16 protein-coding genes are annotated in these 19,298 nt (G+C 52.8%); 8 read left to right on the top strand and 8 right to left on the bottom strand.

The features are described 5' to 3' along the window. Positions 1-117: 117 nt before the first annotated feature. Positions 118-609: a YajQ family cyclic di-GMP-binding protein gene (locus LDK53_RS03110; RefSeq protein WP_025756186.1), complete on the top strand. Its 492-nt coding sequence runs from the start codon at positions 118-120 to the stop codon at positions 607-609. 31 nt (positions 610-640) lie between these two features. Here the strand turns inward: LDK53_RS03110 and LDK53_RS03105 are convergent, their stop codons facing one another. From LDK53_RS03105 to LDK53_RS03070, 8 genes are all read right to left on the bottom strand, one after another. Beyond that, positions 641-2,002: an MFS transporter gene (locus LDK53_RS03105; protein ID WP_059385596.1), complete on the bottom strand. Its 1,362-nt coding sequence runs from the start codon at positions 2,000-2,002 to the stop codon at positions 641-643. Positions 2,003-2,151: 149 nt separating this feature from the next. Next, positions 2,152-3,039, bottom strand: a complete 888-nt coding sequence (gene cyoE / locus LDK53_RS03100; RefSeq protein WP_025756184.1) for a heme o synthase — start codon at positions 3,037-3,039, stop codon at positions 2,152-2,154. A gap of 11 nt (positions 3,040-3,050) precedes the next feature. Beyond that, a complete protein-coding gene (locus LDK53_RS03095) occupies positions 3,051-3,377 on the bottom strand; it encodes a cytochrome o ubiquinol oxidase subunit IV (RefSeq protein WP_025756183.1) in 327 nt (108 codons plus the stop codon). After that, on the bottom strand, positions 3,377-3,991 hold the full coding sequence (locus tag LDK53_RS03090; RefSeq protein ID WP_025756182.1) for a cytochrome o ubiquinol oxidase subunit III: 615 nt from the start codon (positions 3,989-3,991) through the stop codon (positions 3,377-3,379). Before LDK53_RS03090 ends, LDK53_RS03095 begins: the two co-directional genes overlap by 1 nt. Continuing rightward, positions 3,981-5,972 (bottom strand): cytochrome o ubiquinol oxidase subunit I, encoded by a 1,992-nt coding sequence (cyoB, locus tag LDK53_RS03085; RefSeq protein WP_025756181.1) that lies wholly within the window; start codon positions 5,970-5,972, stop codon positions 3,981-3,983. Before cyoB ends, LDK53_RS03090 begins: the two co-directional genes overlap by 11 nt. A 16-nt stretch (positions 5,973-5,988) precedes the next feature. Then, complete coding sequence (gene cyoA, locus LDK53_RS03080) at positions 5,989-6,936, bottom strand: cytochrome o ubiquinol oxidase subunit II (RefSeq protein WP_013095851.1); 948 nt, start codon at positions 6,934-6,936, stop codon at positions 5,989-5,991. 478 nt (positions 6,937-7,414) lie between these two features. Next, a complete protein-coding gene (ampG, locus tag LDK53_RS03075) occupies positions 7,415-8,890 on the bottom strand; it encodes a muropeptide MFS transporter AmpG (RefSeq protein WP_126800431.1) in 1,476 nt (491 codons plus the stop codon). A 45-nt stretch (positions 8,891-8,935) separates the two neighbouring features. Continuing rightward, complete coding sequence (locus tag LDK53_RS03070; protein WP_025756179.1) at positions 8,936-9,514, bottom strand: lipoprotein; 579 nt, start codon at positions 9,512-9,514, stop codon at positions 8,936-8,938. 305 nt (positions 9,515-9,819) lie between these two features. On the opposite strand from LDK53_RS03070, the gene bolA reads away from it, so the two are divergent. The 7 genes from bolA (at position 9,820) to ppiD (ending at position 19,155) form a co-directional block, all read left to right on the top strand. Continuing rightward, positions 9,820-10,137, top strand: coding sequence for a transcriptional regulator BolA (gene bolA / locus LDK53_RS03065; RefSeq protein WP_013095855.1), 318 nt, complete (start codon positions 9,820-9,822; stop codon positions 10,135-10,137). A gap of 330 nt (positions 10,138-10,467) precedes the next feature. Further along, positions 10,468-11,766: a trigger factor gene (gene tig / locus LDK53_RS03060; protein ID WP_225284240.1), complete on the top strand. Its 1,299-nt coding sequence runs from the start codon at positions 10,468-10,470 to the stop codon at positions 11,764-11,766. Positions 11,767-12,025: 259 nt separating this feature from the next. After that, positions 12,026-12,649 (top strand): ATP-dependent Clp endopeptidase proteolytic subunit ClpP, encoded by a 624-nt coding sequence (gene clpP / locus LDK53_RS03055; RefSeq protein WP_008503317.1) that lies wholly within the window; start codon positions 12,026-12,028, stop codon positions 12,647-12,649. Between the two features lie 127 nt (positions 12,650-12,776). Then, a complete protein-coding gene (gene clpX, locus LDK53_RS03050; RefSeq protein WP_008503316.1) occupies positions 12,777-14,051 on the top strand; it encodes an ATP-dependent protease ATP-binding subunit ClpX in 1,275 nt (424 codons plus the stop codon). A gap of 182 nt (positions 14,052-14,233) precedes the next feature. Continuing rightward, entirely contained in the window at positions 14,234-16,588 is a 2,355-nt protein-coding gene (gene lon, locus LDK53_RS03045; RefSeq protein ID WP_023334706.1) for an endopeptidase La, read from the top strand. A gap of 210 nt (positions 16,589-16,798) precedes the next feature. Further along, positions 16,799-17,071 carry a nucleoid-associated protein HU-beta gene (gene hupB, locus LDK53_RS03040; RefSeq protein WP_002444653.1) on the top strand — a complete coding sequence of 91 codons (273 nt, stop codon included), beginning with the start codon at positions 16,799-16,801 and terminating at the stop codon, positions 17,069-17,071. A 212-nt stretch (positions 17,072-17,283) separates the two neighbouring features. Next, on the top strand, positions 17,284-19,155 hold the full coding sequence (gene ppiD, locus LDK53_RS03035; RefSeq protein ID WP_025756177.1) for a peptidylprolyl isomerase: 1,872 nt from the start codon (positions 17,284-17,286) through the stop codon (positions 19,153-19,155). Positions 19,156-19,298: the final 143 nt, after the last annotated feature.

The following is a 19,298-nucleotide window of genomic DNA, read 5'->3' as shown; positions in this document are numbered from 1 at the left end:
CCTCCTCACCTGCAACTGCGCCAGGTGTTACAGCTTAATTATACAGCTAAGCTTCTGTTGAGTTATGTCTCGTAGCGGGTATTATGCAACGCAACAAAAGTGAAGGGAGAAGAAAAGATGCCATCTTTCGATATTGTTTCCGAAGTTGATATCCAGGAAGTTCGCAACGGCGTTGAGAACGCAACCCGCGAAGTTGAGTCACGTTTCGATTTTCGTGGCGTAGAGGCGTCGTTTGAGCTGAACGATGCAAATAAGACCATTAAGGTGCTGAGCGAGTCTGATTTCCAGGTGAACCAGCTGCTCGACATTCTGCGCGCTAAGCTGTTAAAACGCGGCATTGAAGGGACGTCTCTGGATGTGCCGGAAGACTTTGTCCACAGCGGTAAAACCTGGTTTGTGGAAGCCAAACTGAAGCAGGGCATTGAGAGCGCGGTGCAGAAGAAGATCGTTAAGCTCATCAAAGACAGCAAGCTGAAGGTGCAGGCGCAGATCCAGGGCGAAGAAATTCGTGTGACCGGAAAGTCACGCGATGACCTGCAGTCCGTGATGGCGCTGGTGCGTGGCGGCGATCTGGGACAACCGTTCCAGTTTAAAAACTTCCGCGATTAATAAAGAGAGCCCGGTTTAACCGGGCTTTTTTTCAGGCGCTGAGCGCCTGCTCGACCTCAAAGCGGTTGGTCACTTTACTGTCTATTTTGACGTAAGCGCTGCGTTCTTCCGCGACAATAAGCACCTCTGTCACCCCCTCTTTGGCTTCGAGACGCTGCTTCAGCGCATCGTTAATCGCAACGTCATCCGGAATTTCTACCCGCAGGCTGCTCACGTAGCGCGGCTCTTTCATGGTGCTGGCGACCAGCAGCCAGACCGTCGCCAGTAGCGCACCGGCGAGAAATACGGTTTGTGAATCAAACAGCCCGTCAACCCAGCCACCAAGCGAGCCGCCGATCGCCACGCCGAGAAACTGGCTGGTGGAGTAAATGCCCATCGCCGTACCTTTGTAGCCGGCGGGAGACTCTTTGCTGATCAGCGACGGGAGCAACGCTTCCATCAGATTAAAGGCGAGGAAGAAGAGCTGCACGCCGGCGATCAGCTCCCAGAAGTGCGGGCCGGCGCCCCAGAGCACGATCTCGGCAATCAGCAGGACCGCCACACAGCCCACGAAGACGCGCTTCATTTTGCGCTTCACTTCGGCGTAGATGATAAACGGCACGACGGAGACAAACGAAATCAGCATCGTGACCAGATAAATTTTCCAGTGCTCAGCCGCCGGGAAACCTGCAGCGGCAAGCTGGCCGGGCAGTGCGACAAAGGTGGACATCAGCAGGATGTGCAAACACATAATGCCAAAATTGAGCTTGAGCAGGCGGGGTTCAACAATCACCTTGCTGAAGCAGCCTTTTACCATCCCTGATTCCCGGTTCAGGACGTGGTTTTTGCTGTCCGGCACCACCCACAGGGTTAAGGCAATCCCGACCGTCGCCAGCACGGCAATCATCCAGAACAGGGCGTGCAGACCAAGCGCATGGGTAATAATGGGGCCCAGCACCATTGCAATCGCAAACGTAACACCAAAGCTCACGCCGATAAACGCCATCGCTTTGGTACGGTTCTGCTCGCGGGTTAAGTCTGACAGCAGCGCCATCACCGCGGCGGCAATTGCGCCGGAACCCTGCAGGGCGCGGCCAAGAATAATTCCCCAGATGGAGTGGGAGAGGGCGGCAATGATGCTGCCGAGAACAAAGACCAGCAGTCCGCCGACGATCAGCGGCTTGCGGCCCACCCGGTCAGAGAGCAGGCCAAACGGGATCTGGAATACCGCCTGTGCCAGGCCGTAAATGCCAATCGCCAGGCCAATCAGCGCCTCGCTGGCACCCTGCAGGGCCATACCGTACGTGGTCAGAACAGGCAGGACCATAAACATGCCAAGCATCCGTAGCGAGAAGACAGTCCCTAAGCCCCAGGTCGCGCGAAGCTCGCCTGGCGTCATTTTATAATCGTTCATTACCACCTCAGTTCAAAAGCAGGCCATAGTGTAGTGCGGGGAAGGGGCGGGGTAAATAAAGGGTTATTTAACAAATATTACATGCGTTATTAATAGGTTCAGTGAATAAAAAAGGGTGCCGAAGCACCCCTTTATTCACCTGTTGTGGCTTACCAGACGTAAGTCAGCAGGTTGTGTGAATCCGGCACCATAAAATCTACGGACATCATCACGGAAAGCGAGGTGATGGCGACAATCGAGAACACAAACAGTTTGCGAGCCCAGACTTTGTCATCTTCCACTTTGTAACCGCGCAGCGCCATACCGAGCCACCAGACGCTCACTGCAGCCGCTACCGCCAGATATTTGTATCCAGCGTAGCCACCCAGAGAGAGCATCAGCGTTGCGACAGCAAAGGCGATGATGTAGAGCGTAATGTGGTTCTTGGCTACAGAGATGCCTTTCACGACCGGCAGAACCGGGATGTTCGCTGCCTGATAATCCTTAAAGCGGAAAATCGCGATGGCATAGGAGTGCGGCATCTGCCACAGGCTAAAGATAGCCAGCAGGATAGCCGCACCGCTGTCGAACTCGTTCGTGACCGCGCAGTAGCCAATCACCGGCGGCGCAGCGCCGGAGAGAGAACCAATCAGCGTGCCGTACACGGAGTGACGCTTCATATACAGGCTGTAAATGCCCACATACACCACGAACCCCATCACCCCTAGCCAGCAGGCCAGCGGGTTAGCACCAAACCACAGCAGCATAAAGCCAGCAATACCCAGCAAGGTGGCGTACACCAGCGAGACGGAAGGGGCGATCAGGCCTTTCACCAGCACCCGATTTTTGGTCCTTTCCATCTTCTTGTCGATATCCATGTCGATGTAGTTGTTAAATACACAACCGGACGCAACAACCAGTGACACACCGACCAGCGTGTAAATAAAGAGGGTGTAATCAATGCTGCCTTTAGAGGCCAGCAGGAACCCTCCGATCACGGAGATCAGGTTGCCAAAGATGATGCCTGGTTTCGTTACTTGCAGGTATTGCTTAAACATACTCGCCGCTCTTAGTGAACCATCATGTTGTAGTTGAGGTTCCACATAATCCAGATGGAACCGACTACCAGGATAGCGATGATAATCACGGTAAAGATGAAGGCCGTCATGTTCCAGCCTTCATCGGACTTGGTGTTCATGTGCAGGAAGCAAACCAGATGCACCAGAATCTGAACCACCGCGGTCACCAGGATTGCACCCAGAATAACCGGCTTGGAGGCAGAACCGCTCATCACCATCCAGAACGGGATCACCGTCAGGATGATCGACAGGATAAAACCTGTCATGTAGGTTTTTACGCTACCGTGGGAAGCGCCATGATCGTTTGAATGACTCATTACATCGCCCCCATCAGATACACTACAGAGAACACACAGATCCACACCACGTCCAGGAAGTGCCAGAACAGGCTCAGGCACAGGATACGGGTACGGTTAGTACTGGTCAGGCCACGACGGGAGATCTGGAACATCAGTACTGCCATCCAGATCAGACCGGAGGTCACGTGCAGACCGTGGGTACCGACCAGCGCGAAGAACGCTGACAGGAAGCCACTGCGATCCGGACCGAAGCCTTCCAGGATCAGGTGATGGAATTCATAGATTTCCATCCCGATAAATCCAGCACCAAACAACCAGGTCAACGCCAGCCAGGAGACAACCTGGCTCTTGTTGTTTTTGTACATGGCGATAGCCGCCATGCCGTAGGTGATGGAGCTGAATAACAGCAGTGCGGTTTCAACCAGAACGAACGGCAGTTCAAAGATGTCCTTACCGGTCGGGCCGCCCGCAGTGCCGTTCACCAGAACGGCATAGGTCGCGAACAGACAGCAGAACAGAATGCAGTCGCTCATCAGGTAGATCCAGAAACCGAAGACTTTGGTCGGTCCTGTATCGTGGTGCGCATGTTCATGCGCGTGGGCAGTCGAGTGCGCCAGAGTATCAGTTGCCATTTTTCAGCCCCGCTTTAGAAATCTCGTCGAAATGCTGATTTTCCAGCTTTTCAACTTCACGGACTGGTACGTAGTAGTCCACGTCCTCGTCAAAGCTCTTCACAATCCAGCTGATTACGATGCCAGCGAAGCCAACAATCGCCATCCACCAGATGTGCCAGATCATTGCGAAACCAAATACCGTTGCGAAAGCGGCAATCACAATGCCCGCACCGCTGTTTTTCGGCATGTGGATCTCTTCGTAATGAGCAGGTTGCTTGTACGCTTCACCTTTTTCTTTCATTTCCCAGAATGCGTCGCGTTCATGAACCTGCGGCACAACGGCAAAGTTATAGAAAGGCGGTGGAGAAGAGGTTGCCCACTCCAGCGTACGGCCACCCCATGGGTCACCGGTCAGGTCACGGTTCTGGTCGCGGTCGCGAATAGACACGTAGAACTGAATCAGCTGAGACGCGATACCACAGGCAATCAGCACCGCACCGCCCGCTGCAACCATCAGCATTGGGTGGAACTGCGGATCAATCTGCTGGCTCAGACGACGGGTCATACCCATGAAGCCCAGCACGTACAGCGGCATAAATGCCACGAAGAAACCGATGATCCAGAACCAGAACGCGCGTTTACCCCATTTCTCGTTCAGCGTGAAGCCGAACGCTTTTGGCCACCAGTAGGTTACGCCAGCGAAGCAGCCGAAGACCACGCCACCGATGATAACGTTATGGAAGTGCGCAATCAGGAACAGACTGTTGTGCAGAACGAAGTCAGCACCTGGTACCGCCAGCAGTACGCCGGTCATCCCACCTACGGAGAAGGTCACGATGAAGCCGATGGTCCACAGCATGGCTGAGTGGAACACGATACGGCCCTGATACATGGTGAACAGCCAGTTGAAGATCTTCACCCCGGTCGGGATGGCGATAATCATGGTGGTAATACCGAAGAAGGCGTTTACGTTCGCGCCCGCACCCATGGTGAAGAAGTGGTGCAGCCAAACGATGAACGACAGAACGGTAATACAGACGGTTGCCCACACCAGCGAGGTGTAACCAAACAGACGTTTACGCGAGAAGGTTGCTGCGATTTCGGAGAACACACCGAAGACAGGCAGAACCAGGATGTACACTTCCGGGTGACCCCAGGCCCAAATCAGGTTGATGTACATCATCATGTTGCCACCCATATCATTCGTGAAGAAATGGGTGCCCAGGTAGCGGTCCAGGGTCAGCAGCGCGATGGTGACGGTCAGAATTGGGAAGGACGCGATAATCAGGATGTTGGCGCACAGCGATGCCCAGGTAAATACCGGCATCTTGAACATGGTCATGCCCGGGGCACGCATCTTGATAATGGTCACGAAGAAGTTGATACCGGTCAGGGTTGTACCAACACCAGAGAGCTGAAGCGCCCAAATCCAGTAGTCGACACCTACGCCCGGACTGTACTCGATTCCTGACAGCGGCGGGTAAGCCAGCCAGCCGGTCTGCGCGAATTCGCCCACACCAAGTGACAGGTTAACCAGGATTACGCCGACAACCGTGAACCAGAAGCTCAGGTTGTTCAGGAACGGGAACGCAACGTCGCGCGCGCCGATTTGCAGCGGAACGACCACGTTCATCAGACCGATAACCAGCGGCATCGCCACGAAGAAGATCATGATAACGCCGTGGGCGGTAAAGATCTGATCGTAGTGGTGCGGCGGCAGGAAGCCGGCTTCACCCGCAGACGCGAGTGCCTGCTGGCTACGCATCATGATCGCATCCGCAAAGCCACGAATTAACATGACGATACCGACGATGCAGTACATGATACCGAGTTTTTTGTGGTCAACCGAAGTCAGCCACTCGTTCCACAGGTAGCTCCACTTACCGAAGTAAGTGATTAAGGCCAGTAAGGCCGCACCACCGATGATAATCGCAGCCACCGTAACCATGATAATCGGTTCATGGTAGGGCACTGCATCCAGTGTCAATTTTCCGAACATTTTCTTCCTCGGCCCCTTAGTGAGCGGTTTCCGCGTGGCTCATGTCCATGCCTTCCATACCTTCGTGCGCGCTGTGCTCGCCTTCAGGCTGGGTCATGTCCATGCTCTTGCCGTGATCCATAAATTTGCCAATAACGTCTTTGAACAAATCAGGTTTCACGTTAGAGAAGTACTCCACCTTGTTGTATTCGCTAGGTGCAGCCACTTTTTCGAACGCCGCCATGTCAGACATGGTGTTTGGAGACTGCTTCGCTTTTGCAACCCACTGGTCGAAAGCGGCACGGTCCGGCGTTGCGATAGCTTTGAACTTCATACCTGAGAAGCCCGGGCCGCTATAGCTGGCGGAGATACCATCATAGGTGCCTGCTTCATTCGCGATCAGGTGCAGGTTAGTCTGCATACCGGCCATCGCGTAAATCTGGCTACCCAGACGTGGGATGAAGAAGGAGTTCATTACGGAGTTGGAGGTCACTTTGAACTGAACCGGAGTGTTCGCCGGGAAGGCGATTTCATTCACGGTAGCAATGCCCTGCTCTGGATAGATGAAGAACCATTTCCAGTCCATGGAGACCACTTCGATGGTAATAGGTTTTTCATCGTGAACCAGCGGTTTGCTTGGCTCAAGTGCGTGAGTGGTTTTCCAGGTCAGCACGGCAAGGAACAGGATGATAAGGATAGGTACCGTCCAGACCACAGCTTCCACTTTATTGGAGTGTGACCAGTTCGGGCTATACTTCGCATCTTTATTGCTCGCACGATACTTCCAGGCGAAACCAACAGCCATCAAAATGGCTGGAATAACCACAATCAACATCAGGCCAAAAGCCGTCAATATCAGTGAACGTTGTTCCAGTCCAATCTGTCCTTTGGGGTCTAGTAGTGCAGAATCACAGCCACTGAGTAATACAGTGCCTGCGAATAATGACAACCATCCCAAACTTTTATTGTATTTCCTGAGTCTCATTTAACGACCTCAATTCCACGGGAGTCTGGTGGCGTTTAAAGTGTGCGGGCATTTTACGGGAAGGTTACATTACTGTAAACATCATTAGGCCTGTGTCAGGAAGGTGTTACCGGGTTCTGCCGCACGTGTCACAAGTGTTGCAAATTATGTCGGTTTTTATGACCGAAGCCGCATGGCATGGGCTTTATAACGAAAGGACCCCCAAGCATACCCTAAAAGGGGCAATTGGTATAACCATTGTTAAAAATAAACAAAAAATTAACAATTAATTATCAATAAAAAGACATCTAAAAAACGAAAAATCAAACTTTCTAATGCTGAATCGTTTAATGAAAAATAGTGTTTTGGAACCGGAGCCAATAATTTCCAAATCCTATCCCGCACAAAACAACAAATATTTTTTTAGCGGTTGCTGGCTATTTCACCGTTATAATTTCGCTTAGTGATTACAACGGGAAATAACCTTTCGCATTTTTCTTCAGGTCATGCGCGTTTTACGCAGCGCCATGAAATCGAGCACGCCTCCCGTCAGGATCCCGACGACGGCCAGCAGGGCGCCAGCGTCCAGCAGAAGGGCTTCCAGAGGGAGCACCAGCGACGTGCTGGCATTAATAATGAGCACGACCAGCCAGAGAGCCAGGGCGACACAGCCCGTCATTAACAGACGTAACGCAAAACGGTAGGCGCGATGATATTCGGTGCGCGGCATAAAGTGTTCTGTTCGCTGGGTATATTCCAGCGTCTGACGGCAGACCAGCAGTAATAAAATCCCCGGCACCGCCGCAACCACAGAGAAGAGATAAAACGTCGGCCAGCCGTGGGCTTCCACAAACCAGCCGGCAATCGGCCCCACGTAGACGCGGCCAACGGCAGAGAGTGCCGAGAGCAGTGCGAACTGCGTGGCAGAAAACGACTTGTTGCAGAGCGTCATCAGCAGGGCGACAAATGCCGCGGTCCCCATCCCGCCACAGAGGTTTTCAAAGAACACAGCTGTAGCCATGCTGACCATATGTTTGTCGGTGATCGACAGCAGCCAGTAACCTGCGTTAGACGCCCCTTGCAGAATGCCGAAAATCAACAACGCGCGGAACAGCGTCAGGCGCTGCATTAATACACCACCGTAGAGCGCGCCGACGATGGTCGCGAACAACCCCAGCGTTTTATTCACCACACCCACCTCGCCGGCATCAAAACCGACGCCCCGGATAAGGAAGGTGGTAGTCAGGCTCATCGCAAAGGCATCGCCAAGCTTATAAAGGACGATAAGCAGCAGGATCAGCCAGGCGTTGTTACGGCCAAAGAAATCACGCAGTGGTTCGGCGACGGCCTGCTCCAGCGTACGGGGAACCGGGATAACATCGCTTGGTTCGGGCGCAAACAGCGTCGCGATAATGCAGGGGATAAGCAGGGCAGCCATCAGCCAGTACATGCCCTGCCAGCCGAGGTAACGGTCGGCCAGCCAGAGAGCCAGCCCGCCGGAGACCAGCATCCCGAGGCGATAGCCCAGCACGCTGATGGCCGCACCAGCACCGCGCTCTTCCGCCGGTAAGACGTCCGTCTTCCAGGCGTCGAACACGATATCCTGGGAAGCGGAGCAGAAGGCAATCACCACCGCGAGCGCGGCCATCCAGCGTAACTGCGAGGTGGGTTCAAGAAAACCCATCCCCGCAATGGCCAGCAGCAGCAGGACCTGGGTCATCACCAGCCAGCCACGACGACGCCCCAGGAAGGGCGGCGTGTAGCGATCCATGACCGGAGACCACAGGAACTTAAAGACATAGGCCTGGCCCACCAGCGAGAAGAAACCGATGGTTTTAAGATCGATATTCTCGACCGTCATCCATGCCTGAAGCGTGCCGGAAGTGAGCGCGAGGGGTAAACCCGAGGCAAAGCCGAGGATCAGCAGAATGGCTGATTTCGGTTGCTGGAAAATACGTAAGTATTGACTGGACATGTTCTTAGCAACTGACCCGGTAACACACCGGGTCAGCCAGCAGGATTAACGCGCGTTCTGTTTGATGAAGTCGTGAATGCTGGTGTCCTGCGCCATGTCGGAGATAGTGTCCGTCAGCACGCTGTTAACCGCATCAGCAATATTTTTATTAGACGCCTGGAACGCGCCTTCTACAGAGTAGCTCGCACGGTAATTTTTGGTCATCTTGTTGCCATTCTTCGCGGTCGCGATGATGGCGATATCCGCTTTAGTGGCGATGTTGTAGCGCACGTTACCCTGGGAGACGTCAGCGTACAGGTTGTTCACGATGATCTGCAGATCCACCGCGCCGCTTGGGCCAACCATATAACCGCGAGAGGTCATCTGTTTTTCCAGCACTTCCTGCAGCAGGAAACGCAGGTCGCGGGACGCGGTCAATGTCACCAGCTGGTTGTCGCGGGTCACCTTCGCCAGAGCCTGATCCTGACGCTGATCGGCACCGTTAATGCTCACGGTGACGCCCATCAGGCTTGGGTCCTGCTGGGGCAGGGTGATTTTAGGTGAAACATCAATGGTGGTTGGCGGGGTTGCGCAGCCTGCCAGCATAAAAAGGGCTACCAACGGGAAGAAGAGTTTTTTTAACATTTTAAGGTTCTCACGAATCGTAAGCATAGAGAGAGAAAAAATTGCCGCCATCATAACATCGCCAACGGCCAGGGGAAGTGGTCAACGCATGTAAATTCATCGCCTTGTCTGAAAACTGACCAGCTCACCCTTTTTCTCCATCGAGGAATGACAAAACGTATGAGCCACACAGTAAACTTCATTCGTTTGGATGAGAAAATAAGACGAAAGCTAAATATTTGTTGTCAAGGTGTAATGGAAACGGTAAAAGCGGCTAATATTTAAAGGGATGGGTGACATCCTGGCGTTGTCGGAGGAGTAATTTCATGATGATACGTGAGCAGATAGAAGATAAATTAAGGGCAGCGTTCAACCCTGTGTTCCTCGAAGTCGTCGACGAGAGCTATCGTCATAACGTACCGGCAGGTTCTGAAAGCCACTTCAAAGTGGTTCTGGTTAGCGATCGCTTCACGGGAGAACGTTTCCTGAACCGACACCGCTTGATCTACAGCACCTTGACGGAAGAACTCTCCACAACCGTACATGCCCTGGCGTTGCATACCTACACCATTAAGGAGTGGGAAGGCTTGCAGGATACGGTTTTTGCCTCCCCGCCTTGCCGGGGAGCAGGCACCATCGCCTGATAAATCGGATTTGCAACCGCTGGAGTTTTTCCAGTATGTTGCTTACAGATTTCCTCAAAACGGCCTCCGGGCCGTTTTGTTTTGTCTGAGTTTTGAGCGGATGGTGCGTTTTTAAGGCTAAAAATAGCCTTAAAGTGTGAAAAAAGCCGCAGCAACATGCCCCAACCGTTCTCGACTCACCTAAGTGATGCCGCTATAATGCCGCGTCTTAATGAATGTCTTCGGGATGATTCTGGCGACAGGGAATGTGAATCTGCACTAAGAGAGCATCCCGGTATAACAGACAGATTCAGAGTTGACCGAGCACTGTGATTTTTTTGAGGTAACAAGATGCAAGTTTCAGTTGAAACCACTCAAGGCCTTGGCCGCCGTGTAACGATTACTATCGCTGCTGACAGCATCGAAACTGCTGTGAAAAGCGAGCTGGTCAACGTAGCAAAAAAAGTACGTATTGACGGCTTCCGTAAGGGCAAAGTACCAATGAATGTTGTTGCTCAGCGTTATGGCGCTTCTGTGCGTCAGGATGTGCTGGGTGAGCTGATGAGCCGTAACTTTATTGATGCGATCATCAAAGAAAAAATCAATCCGGCCGGCGCGCCGAACTACGTTCCAGGCGAATACAAACTGGGCGAAGACTTCACCTACTCTGTAGAGTTCGAAGTGTATCCGGAAGTCGAGCTGAAAGGTCTGGAATCTATCGAAGTTGAAAAACCGATTGTATCCGTGACTGACGAAGACGTTGACGGCATGCTGGACACCCTGCGTAAGCAGCAGGCGAACTGGAAAGAGAAAGAAGGCGCTGTTGCCGCGGAAGACCGTGTGACCATCGACTTCACCGGTTCTGTAGACGGCGAAGAGTTCGAAGGCGGCAAAGCGTCTGACTTCGTACTGGCGATGGGCCAGGGTCGTATGATCCCAGGCTTCGAAGACGGTATCAAAGGCCACAAAGCGGGCGAAGAGTTCACCATCGATGTGACCTTCCCGGAAGAGTACCACGCTGAAAACCTGAAAGGTAAAGCGGCTAAGTTCGTTATCAACCTGAAGAAAGTTGAAGAGCGCGAACTGCCAGAACTGACTGAAGAATTCATCAAGCGTTTCGGCGTGGAAGATGGTTCTGTCGCGGGCCTGCGTACCGAAGTGCGTAAAAACATGGAGCGCGAGCTGAATGGCGCGGTGCGTAACCGTGTTAAATCTCAGGCGATCGAAGGTCTGGTGAAAGCGAACGAAATCGACGTGCCAGCTGCCCTGATCGACAGCGAAATCGACGTGCTGCGCCGTCAGGCTGCACAGCGTTTCGGTGGCAACCAGCAGCAAGCGATGGAACTGCCACGCGAACTGTTCGAAGAGCAGGCAAAACGCCGCGTTGTTGTTGGCCTGCTGCTGGGCGAAGTGATTCGTACCCACGAGCTGAAAGCTGACGAAGAGCGTGTGAAAGGCCTGATCGAAGAGATGGCTTCTGCATACGAAGATCCATCAGAAGTGATCGAGTTCTACGGTAAGAACAAAGAGCTGATGGACAACATGCGCAACGTTGCCCTGGAAGAGCAGGCTGTTGAAGCGGTACTGGCGAAAGCGAAAGTGACCGAAAAAGCGACCTCTTTCAACGAACTGATGAACCAGCAGGCGTAATTTCGCCCTAACGGTTTAAAGTTTGAACAGAAAACCCGTTGCCTTGCGGCAGCGGGTTTTTTTTATCGCAGCTTAGCCCAGGAAGAGTGCTAAAACGCCCTTTCGGTGTTAGCGTAACAACAAAAGGTTGTTATGCTTGAAATAGGGCACTGTGAACCCCATAAGTACGTAATCATGATGAATGAGACTGGCTGATAATCCGTCCGTAAGGTTACAATCAGTACAGCAGGTGTTTTCAATTTTGATCCAGGAGACGGAAATGTCATACAGTGGCGAACGAGATAACTTTGCACCCCATATGGCTCTGGTGCCAATGGTTATTGAACAGACCTCACGTGGTGAGCGTTCTTTTGATATCTATTCCCGTCTGCTCAAGGAACGCGTTATCTTTCTGACAGGCCAGGTGGAAGACCACATGGCTAACCTGATCGTGGCGCAGATGCTGTTTCTGGAAGCGGAAAACCCGGAAAAAGACATTTACCTGTACATTAACTCCCCGGGTGGCGTGATTACAGCAGGTATGTCCATTTATGACACCATGCAATTCATCAAGCCTGATGTAAGCACTATCTGTATGGGTCAGGCTGCATCTATGGGCGCGTTCCTGTTAACAGCAGGGGCTAAGGGTAAGCGTTTCTGCTTGCCGAATTCCCGCGTGATGATTCACCAGCCGCTGGGCGGTTACCAGGGGCAGGCGACGGATATTGAAATCCACGCCCGCGAAATCCTGAAAGTAAAAGCGCGCATGAATGAACTTATGGCGCAGCATACGGGTCAACCCCTCGAGCAGATCGAGCGCGATACCGAGCGCGATCGCTTCCTCTCTGCTTCAGAAGCAGTTGAGTACGGCTTAGTCGACTCCGTGTTGACCCATCGTAATTGATGCCCGCGACGCGAGTGTGCCGCTATACTAAGGTAGGGCGGCACTCTGCCTGAGAGCAGCTTGCGTCTTAGAATGGCATTTGCGTCGTCATGTGCGGCACAAAGAACTTAAAAAGAGGTTTGGACTCATGACAGATAAACGCAAAGATGGTTCGGGCAAACTGCTGTACTGCTCTTTTTGCGGCAAAAGCCAGCATGAAGTGCGTAAACTGATTGCCGGGCCGTCCGTGTATATCTGCGACGAATGTGTCGATTTATGTAACGACATCATTCGCGAAGAGATTAAAGAAGTCGCGCCACACCGCGAACGCAGCGCGCTGCCAACGCCGCATGAAATTCGTCATCACCTTGACGACTATGTAATCGGTCAGGAGCAGGCCAAGAAAGTACTGGCGGTAGCGGTATACAACCACTACAAACGTCTGCGCAACGGCGATACCAGCAATGGCGTAGAACTGGGTAAAAGTAACATTCTGCTGATCGGCCCAACCGGGTCCGGTAAAACGCTGCTGGCTGAAACCCTGGCGCGTCTGCTGGATGTACCGTTCACCATGGCGGATGCCACCACCCTGACCGAAGCCGGTTATGTGGGTGAGGACGTTGAAAACATCATCCAGAAACTGCTGCAGAAGTGCGATTACGACGTACAGAAAGCCCAGCGCGGGATCGTTTACATCGATGAGATCGACAAGATCTCCCGTAAATCAGACAACCCTTCCATCACCCGTGATGTATCAGGTGAAGGCGTACAGCAGGCACTGCTGAAGCTGATTGAAGGGACGGTTGCTGCCGTTCCGCCGCAGGGGGGACGTAAACACCCTCAGCAGGAGTTCCTGCAGGTTGATACCTCCAAGATCCTGTTCATCTGTGGCGGTGCGTTTGCCGGTCTGGATAAAGTCATCTCCCACCGTGTTGAAACCGGCTCCGGCATTGGTTTTGGCGCAACGGTGAAATCAACGTCCGAAAAACCGAACGAAGGCGAACTCCTGGCACAGGTTGAACCAGAAGATCTGATCAAGTTCGGTCTGATCCCTGAGTTCATCGGTCGTCTGCCGGTGGTGGCAACCCTGAATGAACTGAGTGAAGAGGCGCTGATCCAGATCCTGAAAGAGCCGAAAAATGCGCTGACCAAGCAGTATCAGGCGCTGTTCAATCTGGAAGGCGTTGACCTGGAATTCCGTGACGAAGCGCTGGATGCGATTGCCAAAAAAGCAATGAGCCGTAAAACCGGCGCGCGTGGCCTGCGTTCTATCGTTGAAGCGGCTCTGCTCGACACCATGTACGATCTGCCTTCAATGGAAGACGTGGAAAAAGTGGTGATTGACGAGTCCGTGATTAGCGGTCAAACCAAGCCACTGCTGATTTACGGTAAACCGGAAGCACAGCAGGCGTCTGGCGAATAATTCACCAAATCATACAAGCAGTTAATCAAAAAGGGGGGATTTTATCTCCCCTTTACTTTTTCCTTATTCATAGCGTTGAATGTGTGGGAAACATCCCCATATACTGGATACATGTTAATGGTTATGTGAAGCACAGTGACATGACCAGCTTACCTGGCGGACACTAACTAAGAGAGAGCTCTATGAATCCTGAGCGTTCTGAACGCATTGAAATCCCCGTATTGCCGTTGCGCGATGTGGTGGTTTATCCGCACATGGTCATACCCTTATTTGTAGGGCGGGAAAAATCTATCCGTTGCCTCGAAGCCGCTATGGATCATGATAAAAAAATCATGCTGGTGGCGCAGAAAGAAGCATCAACGGATGAGCCGGGTGTAAACGATCTTTTCACCGTCGGGACCGTGGCCTCTATTTTGCAGATGCTGAAGCTGCCTGACGGCACCGTGAAGGTGCTGGTAGAAGGTCTGCAGCGTGCGCGTATTACCACTCTGTCAGACGATGGCGAACACTTCTCCGCGAAGGCAGAGTACCTTGATTCGCCTGAACTGGATGAGCGCGAGCAGGAAGTGCTGGTGCGTACCGCGATTAGCCAGTTTGAAGGCTACATCAAGCTGAACAAGAAAATCCCACCAGAAGTGCTGACGTCGCTGAACAGCATTGACGATCCTGCGCGTCTGGCGGACACCATCGCAGCCCATATGCCGCTGAAGCTGGCTGACAAGCAGTCCGTGCTGGAAATGTCCGACGTTAACGAACGTCTGGAATATCTGATGGCGATGATGGAGTCTGAAATCGATCTGCTGCAGGTTGAGAAGCGTATTCGCAACCGCGTGAAAAAGCAGATGGAGAAATCTCAACGTGAGTACTATCTGAATGAGCAAATGAAAGCCATTCAGAAAGAGCTCGGCGAGATGGACGACGCGCCGGACGAAAACGAAGCGCTGAAGCGCAAGATCGATGCGGCGAAGATGCCGAAAGAGGCGAAAGAGAAAGCGGAAGCAGAACTGCAGAAGCTGAAAATGATGTCTCCGATGTCGGCGGAAGCGACCGTGGTGCGCGGCTACATTGAGTGGATGGTACAGGTTCCTTGGAACGCCCGCAGCAAGGTCAAAAAAGACCTGCGTCAGGCACAGGAAATCCTGGATACCGACCACTACGGCCTGGAACGTGTGAAAGACCGTATTCTTGAATACCTTGCGGTACAGAGCCGTGTGAACAAAATTAAAGGCCCTATTCTGTGCCTGGTAGGACCGCCGGGGGTGGGTAAAACCTCTCTGGGCCAGTCCATCGCTAAAGCGACCGGCCGTAAGTATATCCGTATGGCGCTGGGTGGCGTACGCGATGAAGCGGAAATCCGCGGTCACCGCCGTACCTACATCGGTTCTATGCCGGGTAAACTGATCCAGAAAATGGCGAAAGTGGGCGTTAAAAACCCGCTGTTCCTGCTCGATGAGATCGACAAAATGTCCTCGGACATGCGTGGCGATCCAGCCTCGGCTCTGCTGGAAGTGCTTGATCCAGAACAGAACGTGGCGTTCAGCGATCACTACCTGGAAGTGGACTACGACCTGAGCGACGTCATGTTTGTCGCGACGTCGAACTCCATGAATATTCCGGCCCCGCTGCTGGACCGTATGGAAGTGATTCGTCTCTCCGGTTATACCGAAGATGAGAAGCTGAACATTGCTAAGCAGCACCTGCTGCCGAAACAGATAGAGCGTAACGCGCTGAAAGCCAACGAGCTGACCGTAGAGGACAGCGCGATTATTGGCATTATCCGTTACTACACCCGTGAAGCGGGTGTGCGTAGCCTTGAACGTGAAATCTCTAAACTGTGTCGTAAAGCGGTGAAACAGCTGCTGCTCGATAAGAGCCTGAAACACATTGTGATTAACGGCGATAATCTGCATGCCTATCTCGGCGTTCAGCGTTTCGACTACGGTCGCGCGGACAACGAAAACCGTGTGGGCCAGGTGACTGGTCTGGCATGGACGGAAGTGGGCGGCGATCTGCTGACCATTGAAACCGCTTGTGTCCCGGGCAAAGGCAAACTGACCTACACCGGTTCTCTGGGTGAAGTGATGCAGGAGTCCATTCAGGCGGCGCTGACCGTGGTGCGCGCGCGCGCGGAAAAACTGGGCATCAACCCGGATTTCTATGAAAAACGCGACATCCACGTTCACGTTCCTGAAGGGGCAACGCCGAAAGATGGCCCAAGCGCGGGTATTGCCATGTGTACCGCGCTGGTATCCTGTCTGACCGGCAACCCGGTGCGCGCCGATGTGGCGATGACCGGTGAAATCACCCTGCGTGGTCAGGTTCTGCCAATCGGTGGGTTAAAAGAAAAACTGCTGGCGGCACATCGCGGTGGGATCAAAACCGTATTGATCCCGTACGAAAACAAACGCGATCTGGAAGAGATTCCGGACAACGTGATTGCCGATCTGCAGATCCATCCTGTTAAGCGAATTGAGGAAGTTCTTAGTCTCGCATTGCAGAATGAACCTTCCGGAATGCAGGTTGTAACCGCAAAATAGTGACCTCGCGCAAAGAGCGTCAATAAAAACAAGGCTGGTAAGTGATTTCGCACTTGCCAGCCTTTTTTTGTATAGCTAATTTAGATTGCTGATTAGGTCAGCCATCAACAACGGGTGTTGTAAGGTCATGGCAGGCCTGATATAACTGCTGCGCGGTCGCGTTGTGAAGGATTCAGACGCGATATAAATTATAAAGAGAGGAAGAGAACAGTGAATAAATCTCAACTGATTGACAAAATTGCTGCTGGTGCTGATATTTCTAAAGCTGCAGCTGGACGTGCGTTAGATGCATTAATTGCTTCTGTTACTGAATCTCTGCAGGCTGGGGACGACGTTGCACTGGTAGGCTTCGGTACTTTTGCTGTTAAAGAGCGTGCTGCCCGTACTGGCCGCAACCCTCAGACCGGTAAAGAGATCACCATCGCTGCTGCTAAAGTGCCGGGTTTCCGTGCAGGTAAAGCGCTGAAAGACGCAGTAAACTGATTGCTTTCCCGTTTCAGGGAAGCCGGATAGTACAAGGGCGCATCGTTTGATGTGCCTTTTTTGTTTGTCCAGACCTGATTTGTACGAGTTTATGCGAGTTGTGGGCTGACAATCGCCCCGTTTTCTTGTCACAATAGGCCTTCACGCGCGACGGGCAGGATTTACCGTCAGCGTCAGGTAATCAGTCACCTACAGCGGAGTGTTGTTACACCATGATGGACAGCTTACGCACGGCTGCTAACAGTCTCGTGCTCAAGATTATTTTCGGTATCATTATCGTGTCGTTCATATTGACCGGCGTGAGCAGTTACCTTATTGGCGGTGGCGCGAACTATGCCGCAAAAGTGAATGGCCAGGAGATCAGTCGTGGTCAGTTCGAGAATGCTTTTGCCGGTGAACGTAACCGTATGCAGCAACAGCTGGGCGACCAATTCTCTGAGCTGGCGGCGAACGAAGGGTATATGAAGACCCTGCGCCAACAGACGCTGAACCGTCTTATCGACGAAGCGCTGCTGGACCAGTATGCCAAAAAACTGGGCCTCGGCATCAGCGACGAGCAGGTGAAAAAAGCCATTTTCTCCACGCAAGCCTTCCAGTCTAACGGCAAATTCGATAACGCGCGTTACAACAGCATCGTCAACCAGATGGGCATGACCGCCGATCAATACGCGCAGGCGCTGCGTAACCAACTGACTACCCAGCAGCTCATCAATGCTGTTGTGGGTACTGATTTCATGCTCAAAGGTGAAACGGACGAACTGGCCGCGTTGGTAGCGCAGCAACGCGTTGTGCGTGAAGCGACCATTGACGTGAACGCCCTGGCGGCGAAACAGCAGGTAAGCGACGCTGACGTTAACGCCTGGTACGAGCAGAACAAGAATTCCTTTGTTTCTCCGGAGCAGTTCCGCGTGAGCTACATCAAGCTGGATGCGGCTGCATTGCAGGAAAGCGCGTCTGACGCGGAGATCCAGTCTTACTACGATCAGCATCAGGATCAGTTCACTCAGCCGCAGCGCAACCGCTACAGCGTGATTCAGACCAAAACCGAGGCTGATGCCAAAGCGGTACTGGATGAACTGAATAAAGGCGCAGATTTCGCGACCATTGCGAAAGCGAAATCCACCGATATTATCTCTGCGAAAAACGGTGGGGATATGGGCTGGCTGGAAGAGGCAACGACCCCTGATGAACTGAAAAATGCCGGTCTGAAAGACAAAGGCCAGTTGTCTGGTGTTGTTAAATCTTCCGTTGGTTTCCTGGTGGTTCGTCTGGACGACATCATCCCTGCGAAAACCAAACCACTGGCTGAAGTTCGTGATGACATCGCGGCGAAAGTGAAGCAGGAAAAAGCGCTGGATGCCTACTACGCACTGCAGCAGAAAGTGAGCGATGCGGCCAGCAACGACAACGAATCTCTGGCGGGTGCAGAGCAGGCGGCTGGCGTGAAAGCGGTTGAAACGGGCTGGTTTGGCCGTGATAACCTGCCGGAAGAGCTGAACTTCAAACCGGTTTCAGATGCCATCTTTAACGGTGGGCTCGTCGGCGAGAACGGCACGCCAGGCAGTAACTCTGACATCATTACCGTTGATGGCGATCGTGCGTTCGTTCTGCGCGTTAGCGAGCACAAGCCAGAAGCGGTCAAACCGCTGGCGGAAGTGAAGGATCAGGTTGTCGCCCAGGTTAAGCACAATAAAGCGGAACAGCAGGCGAAACTGGATGCTGAAAAGATTCTGGTTGATCTGAAAGCGGGCAAAGAGGACGCGTTGAAAGCGGCTGGCCTGAGCTTCGGTGAGGCGAAAACGCTGAGCCGTACGGGTCAGGATCCTGTCAGCCAGGCTGCATTTGGCCTGAGCCTGCCTGCGAAGGATAAACCGAGCTTCGGCTCCACGACTGATATGCAGGGTAACGTCGTTCTGCTGGCGCTCGATGAAGTGAAAGCCGGCACTCTGCCAGAAGCGCAGAAGAAAGCGATGGTTCAGGGCATTACCCAGAACAATGCCCAGATCGCTTTCGAAGCGATGATGAGCAACCTGCGTAAAGATGCCAAAATCAAGCTGGGTGATGTGATGACTCAGCAGCAATAATTACGTATCTGCTCGCAGATTTTCGTAACGCTCTGCAAAAACTAAAGGCCGCTTTCGCGGCCTTTTCCATTTCTGCAATCTGCCGTTTGTGCCTGTTTTCATCGATGGCTATCGTGACGGGGCTGTCAACAAACAAGGAGATA

It is taken from the genome of Enterobacter sp. K16B (assembly GCF_020216105.1).
Classification (GTDB): domain Bacteria; phylum Pseudomonadota; class Gammaproteobacteria; order Enterobacterales; family Enterobacteriaceae; genus Enterobacter; species Enterobacter sichuanensis.
Note: the sequence above shows the minus strand (reverse complement) of the source record. Positions and strands in the feature narration are given on the sequence as shown.

Excerpts from the sequence above, each read along its gene's own strand:
- clpP (WP_008503317.1), top strand. The coding sequence starts at position 12,026 with ATGTCATACAGTGGCGAACGAGATAACTTTGCACCCCATATGGCTCTG.
- cyoB (WP_025756181.1), bottom strand. The coding sequence starts at position 5,972 with ATGTTCGGAAAATTGACACTGGATGCAGTGCCCTACCATGAACCGATT.
- LDK53_RS03110 (WP_025756186.1), top strand. The coding sequence starts at position 118 with ATGCCATCTTTCGATATTGTTTCCGAAGTTGATATCCAGGAAGTTCGC.
- LDK53_RS03095 (WP_025756183.1), bottom strand. The coding sequence starts at position 3,377 with ATGAGTCATTCAAACGATCATGGCGCTTCCCACGGTAGCGTAAAAACC.
- tig (WP_225284240.1), top strand. The coding sequence starts at position 10,468 with ATGCAAGTTTCAGTTGAAACCACTCAAGGCCTTGGCCGCCGTGTAACG.
- ppiD (WP_025756177.1), top strand. The coding sequence starts at position 17,284 with ATGATGGACAGCTTACGCACGGCTGCTAACAGTCTCGTGCTCAAGATT.
- LDK53_RS03070 (WP_025756179.1), bottom strand. The coding sequence starts at position 9,514 with ATGTTAAAAAAACTCTTCTTCCCGTTGGTAGCCCTTTTTATGCTGGCA.
- cyoE (WP_025756184.1), bottom strand. The coding sequence starts at position 3,039 with ATGTTTAAGCAATACCTGCAAGTAACGAAACCAGGCATCATCTTTGGC.
- clpX (WP_008503316.1), top strand. The coding sequence starts at position 12,777 with ATGACAGATAAACGCAAAGATGGTTCGGGCAAACTGCTGTACTGCTCT.
- cyoA (WP_013095851.1), bottom strand. The coding sequence starts at position 6,936 with ATGAGACTCAGGAAATACAATAAAAGTTTGGGATGGTTGTCATTATTC.
- ampG (WP_126800431.1), bottom strand. The coding sequence starts at position 8,890 with ATGTCCAGTCAATACTTACGTATTTTCCAGCAACCGAAATCAGCCATT.
- LDK53_RS03105 (WP_059385596.1), bottom strand. The coding sequence starts at position 2,002 with ATGAACGATTATAAAATGACGCCAGGCGAGCTTCGCGCGACCTGGGGC.
- LDK53_RS03090 (WP_025756182.1), bottom strand. The coding sequence starts at position 3,991 with ATGGCAACTGATACTCTGGCGCACTCGACTGCCCACGCGCATGAACAT.
- lon (WP_023334706.1), top strand. The coding sequence starts at position 14,234 with ATGAATCCTGAGCGTTCTGAACGCATTGAAATCCCCGTATTGCCGTTG.
- bolA (WP_013095855.1), top strand. The coding sequence starts at position 9,820 with ATGATGATACGTGAGCAGATAGAAGATAAATTAAGGGCAGCGTTCAAC.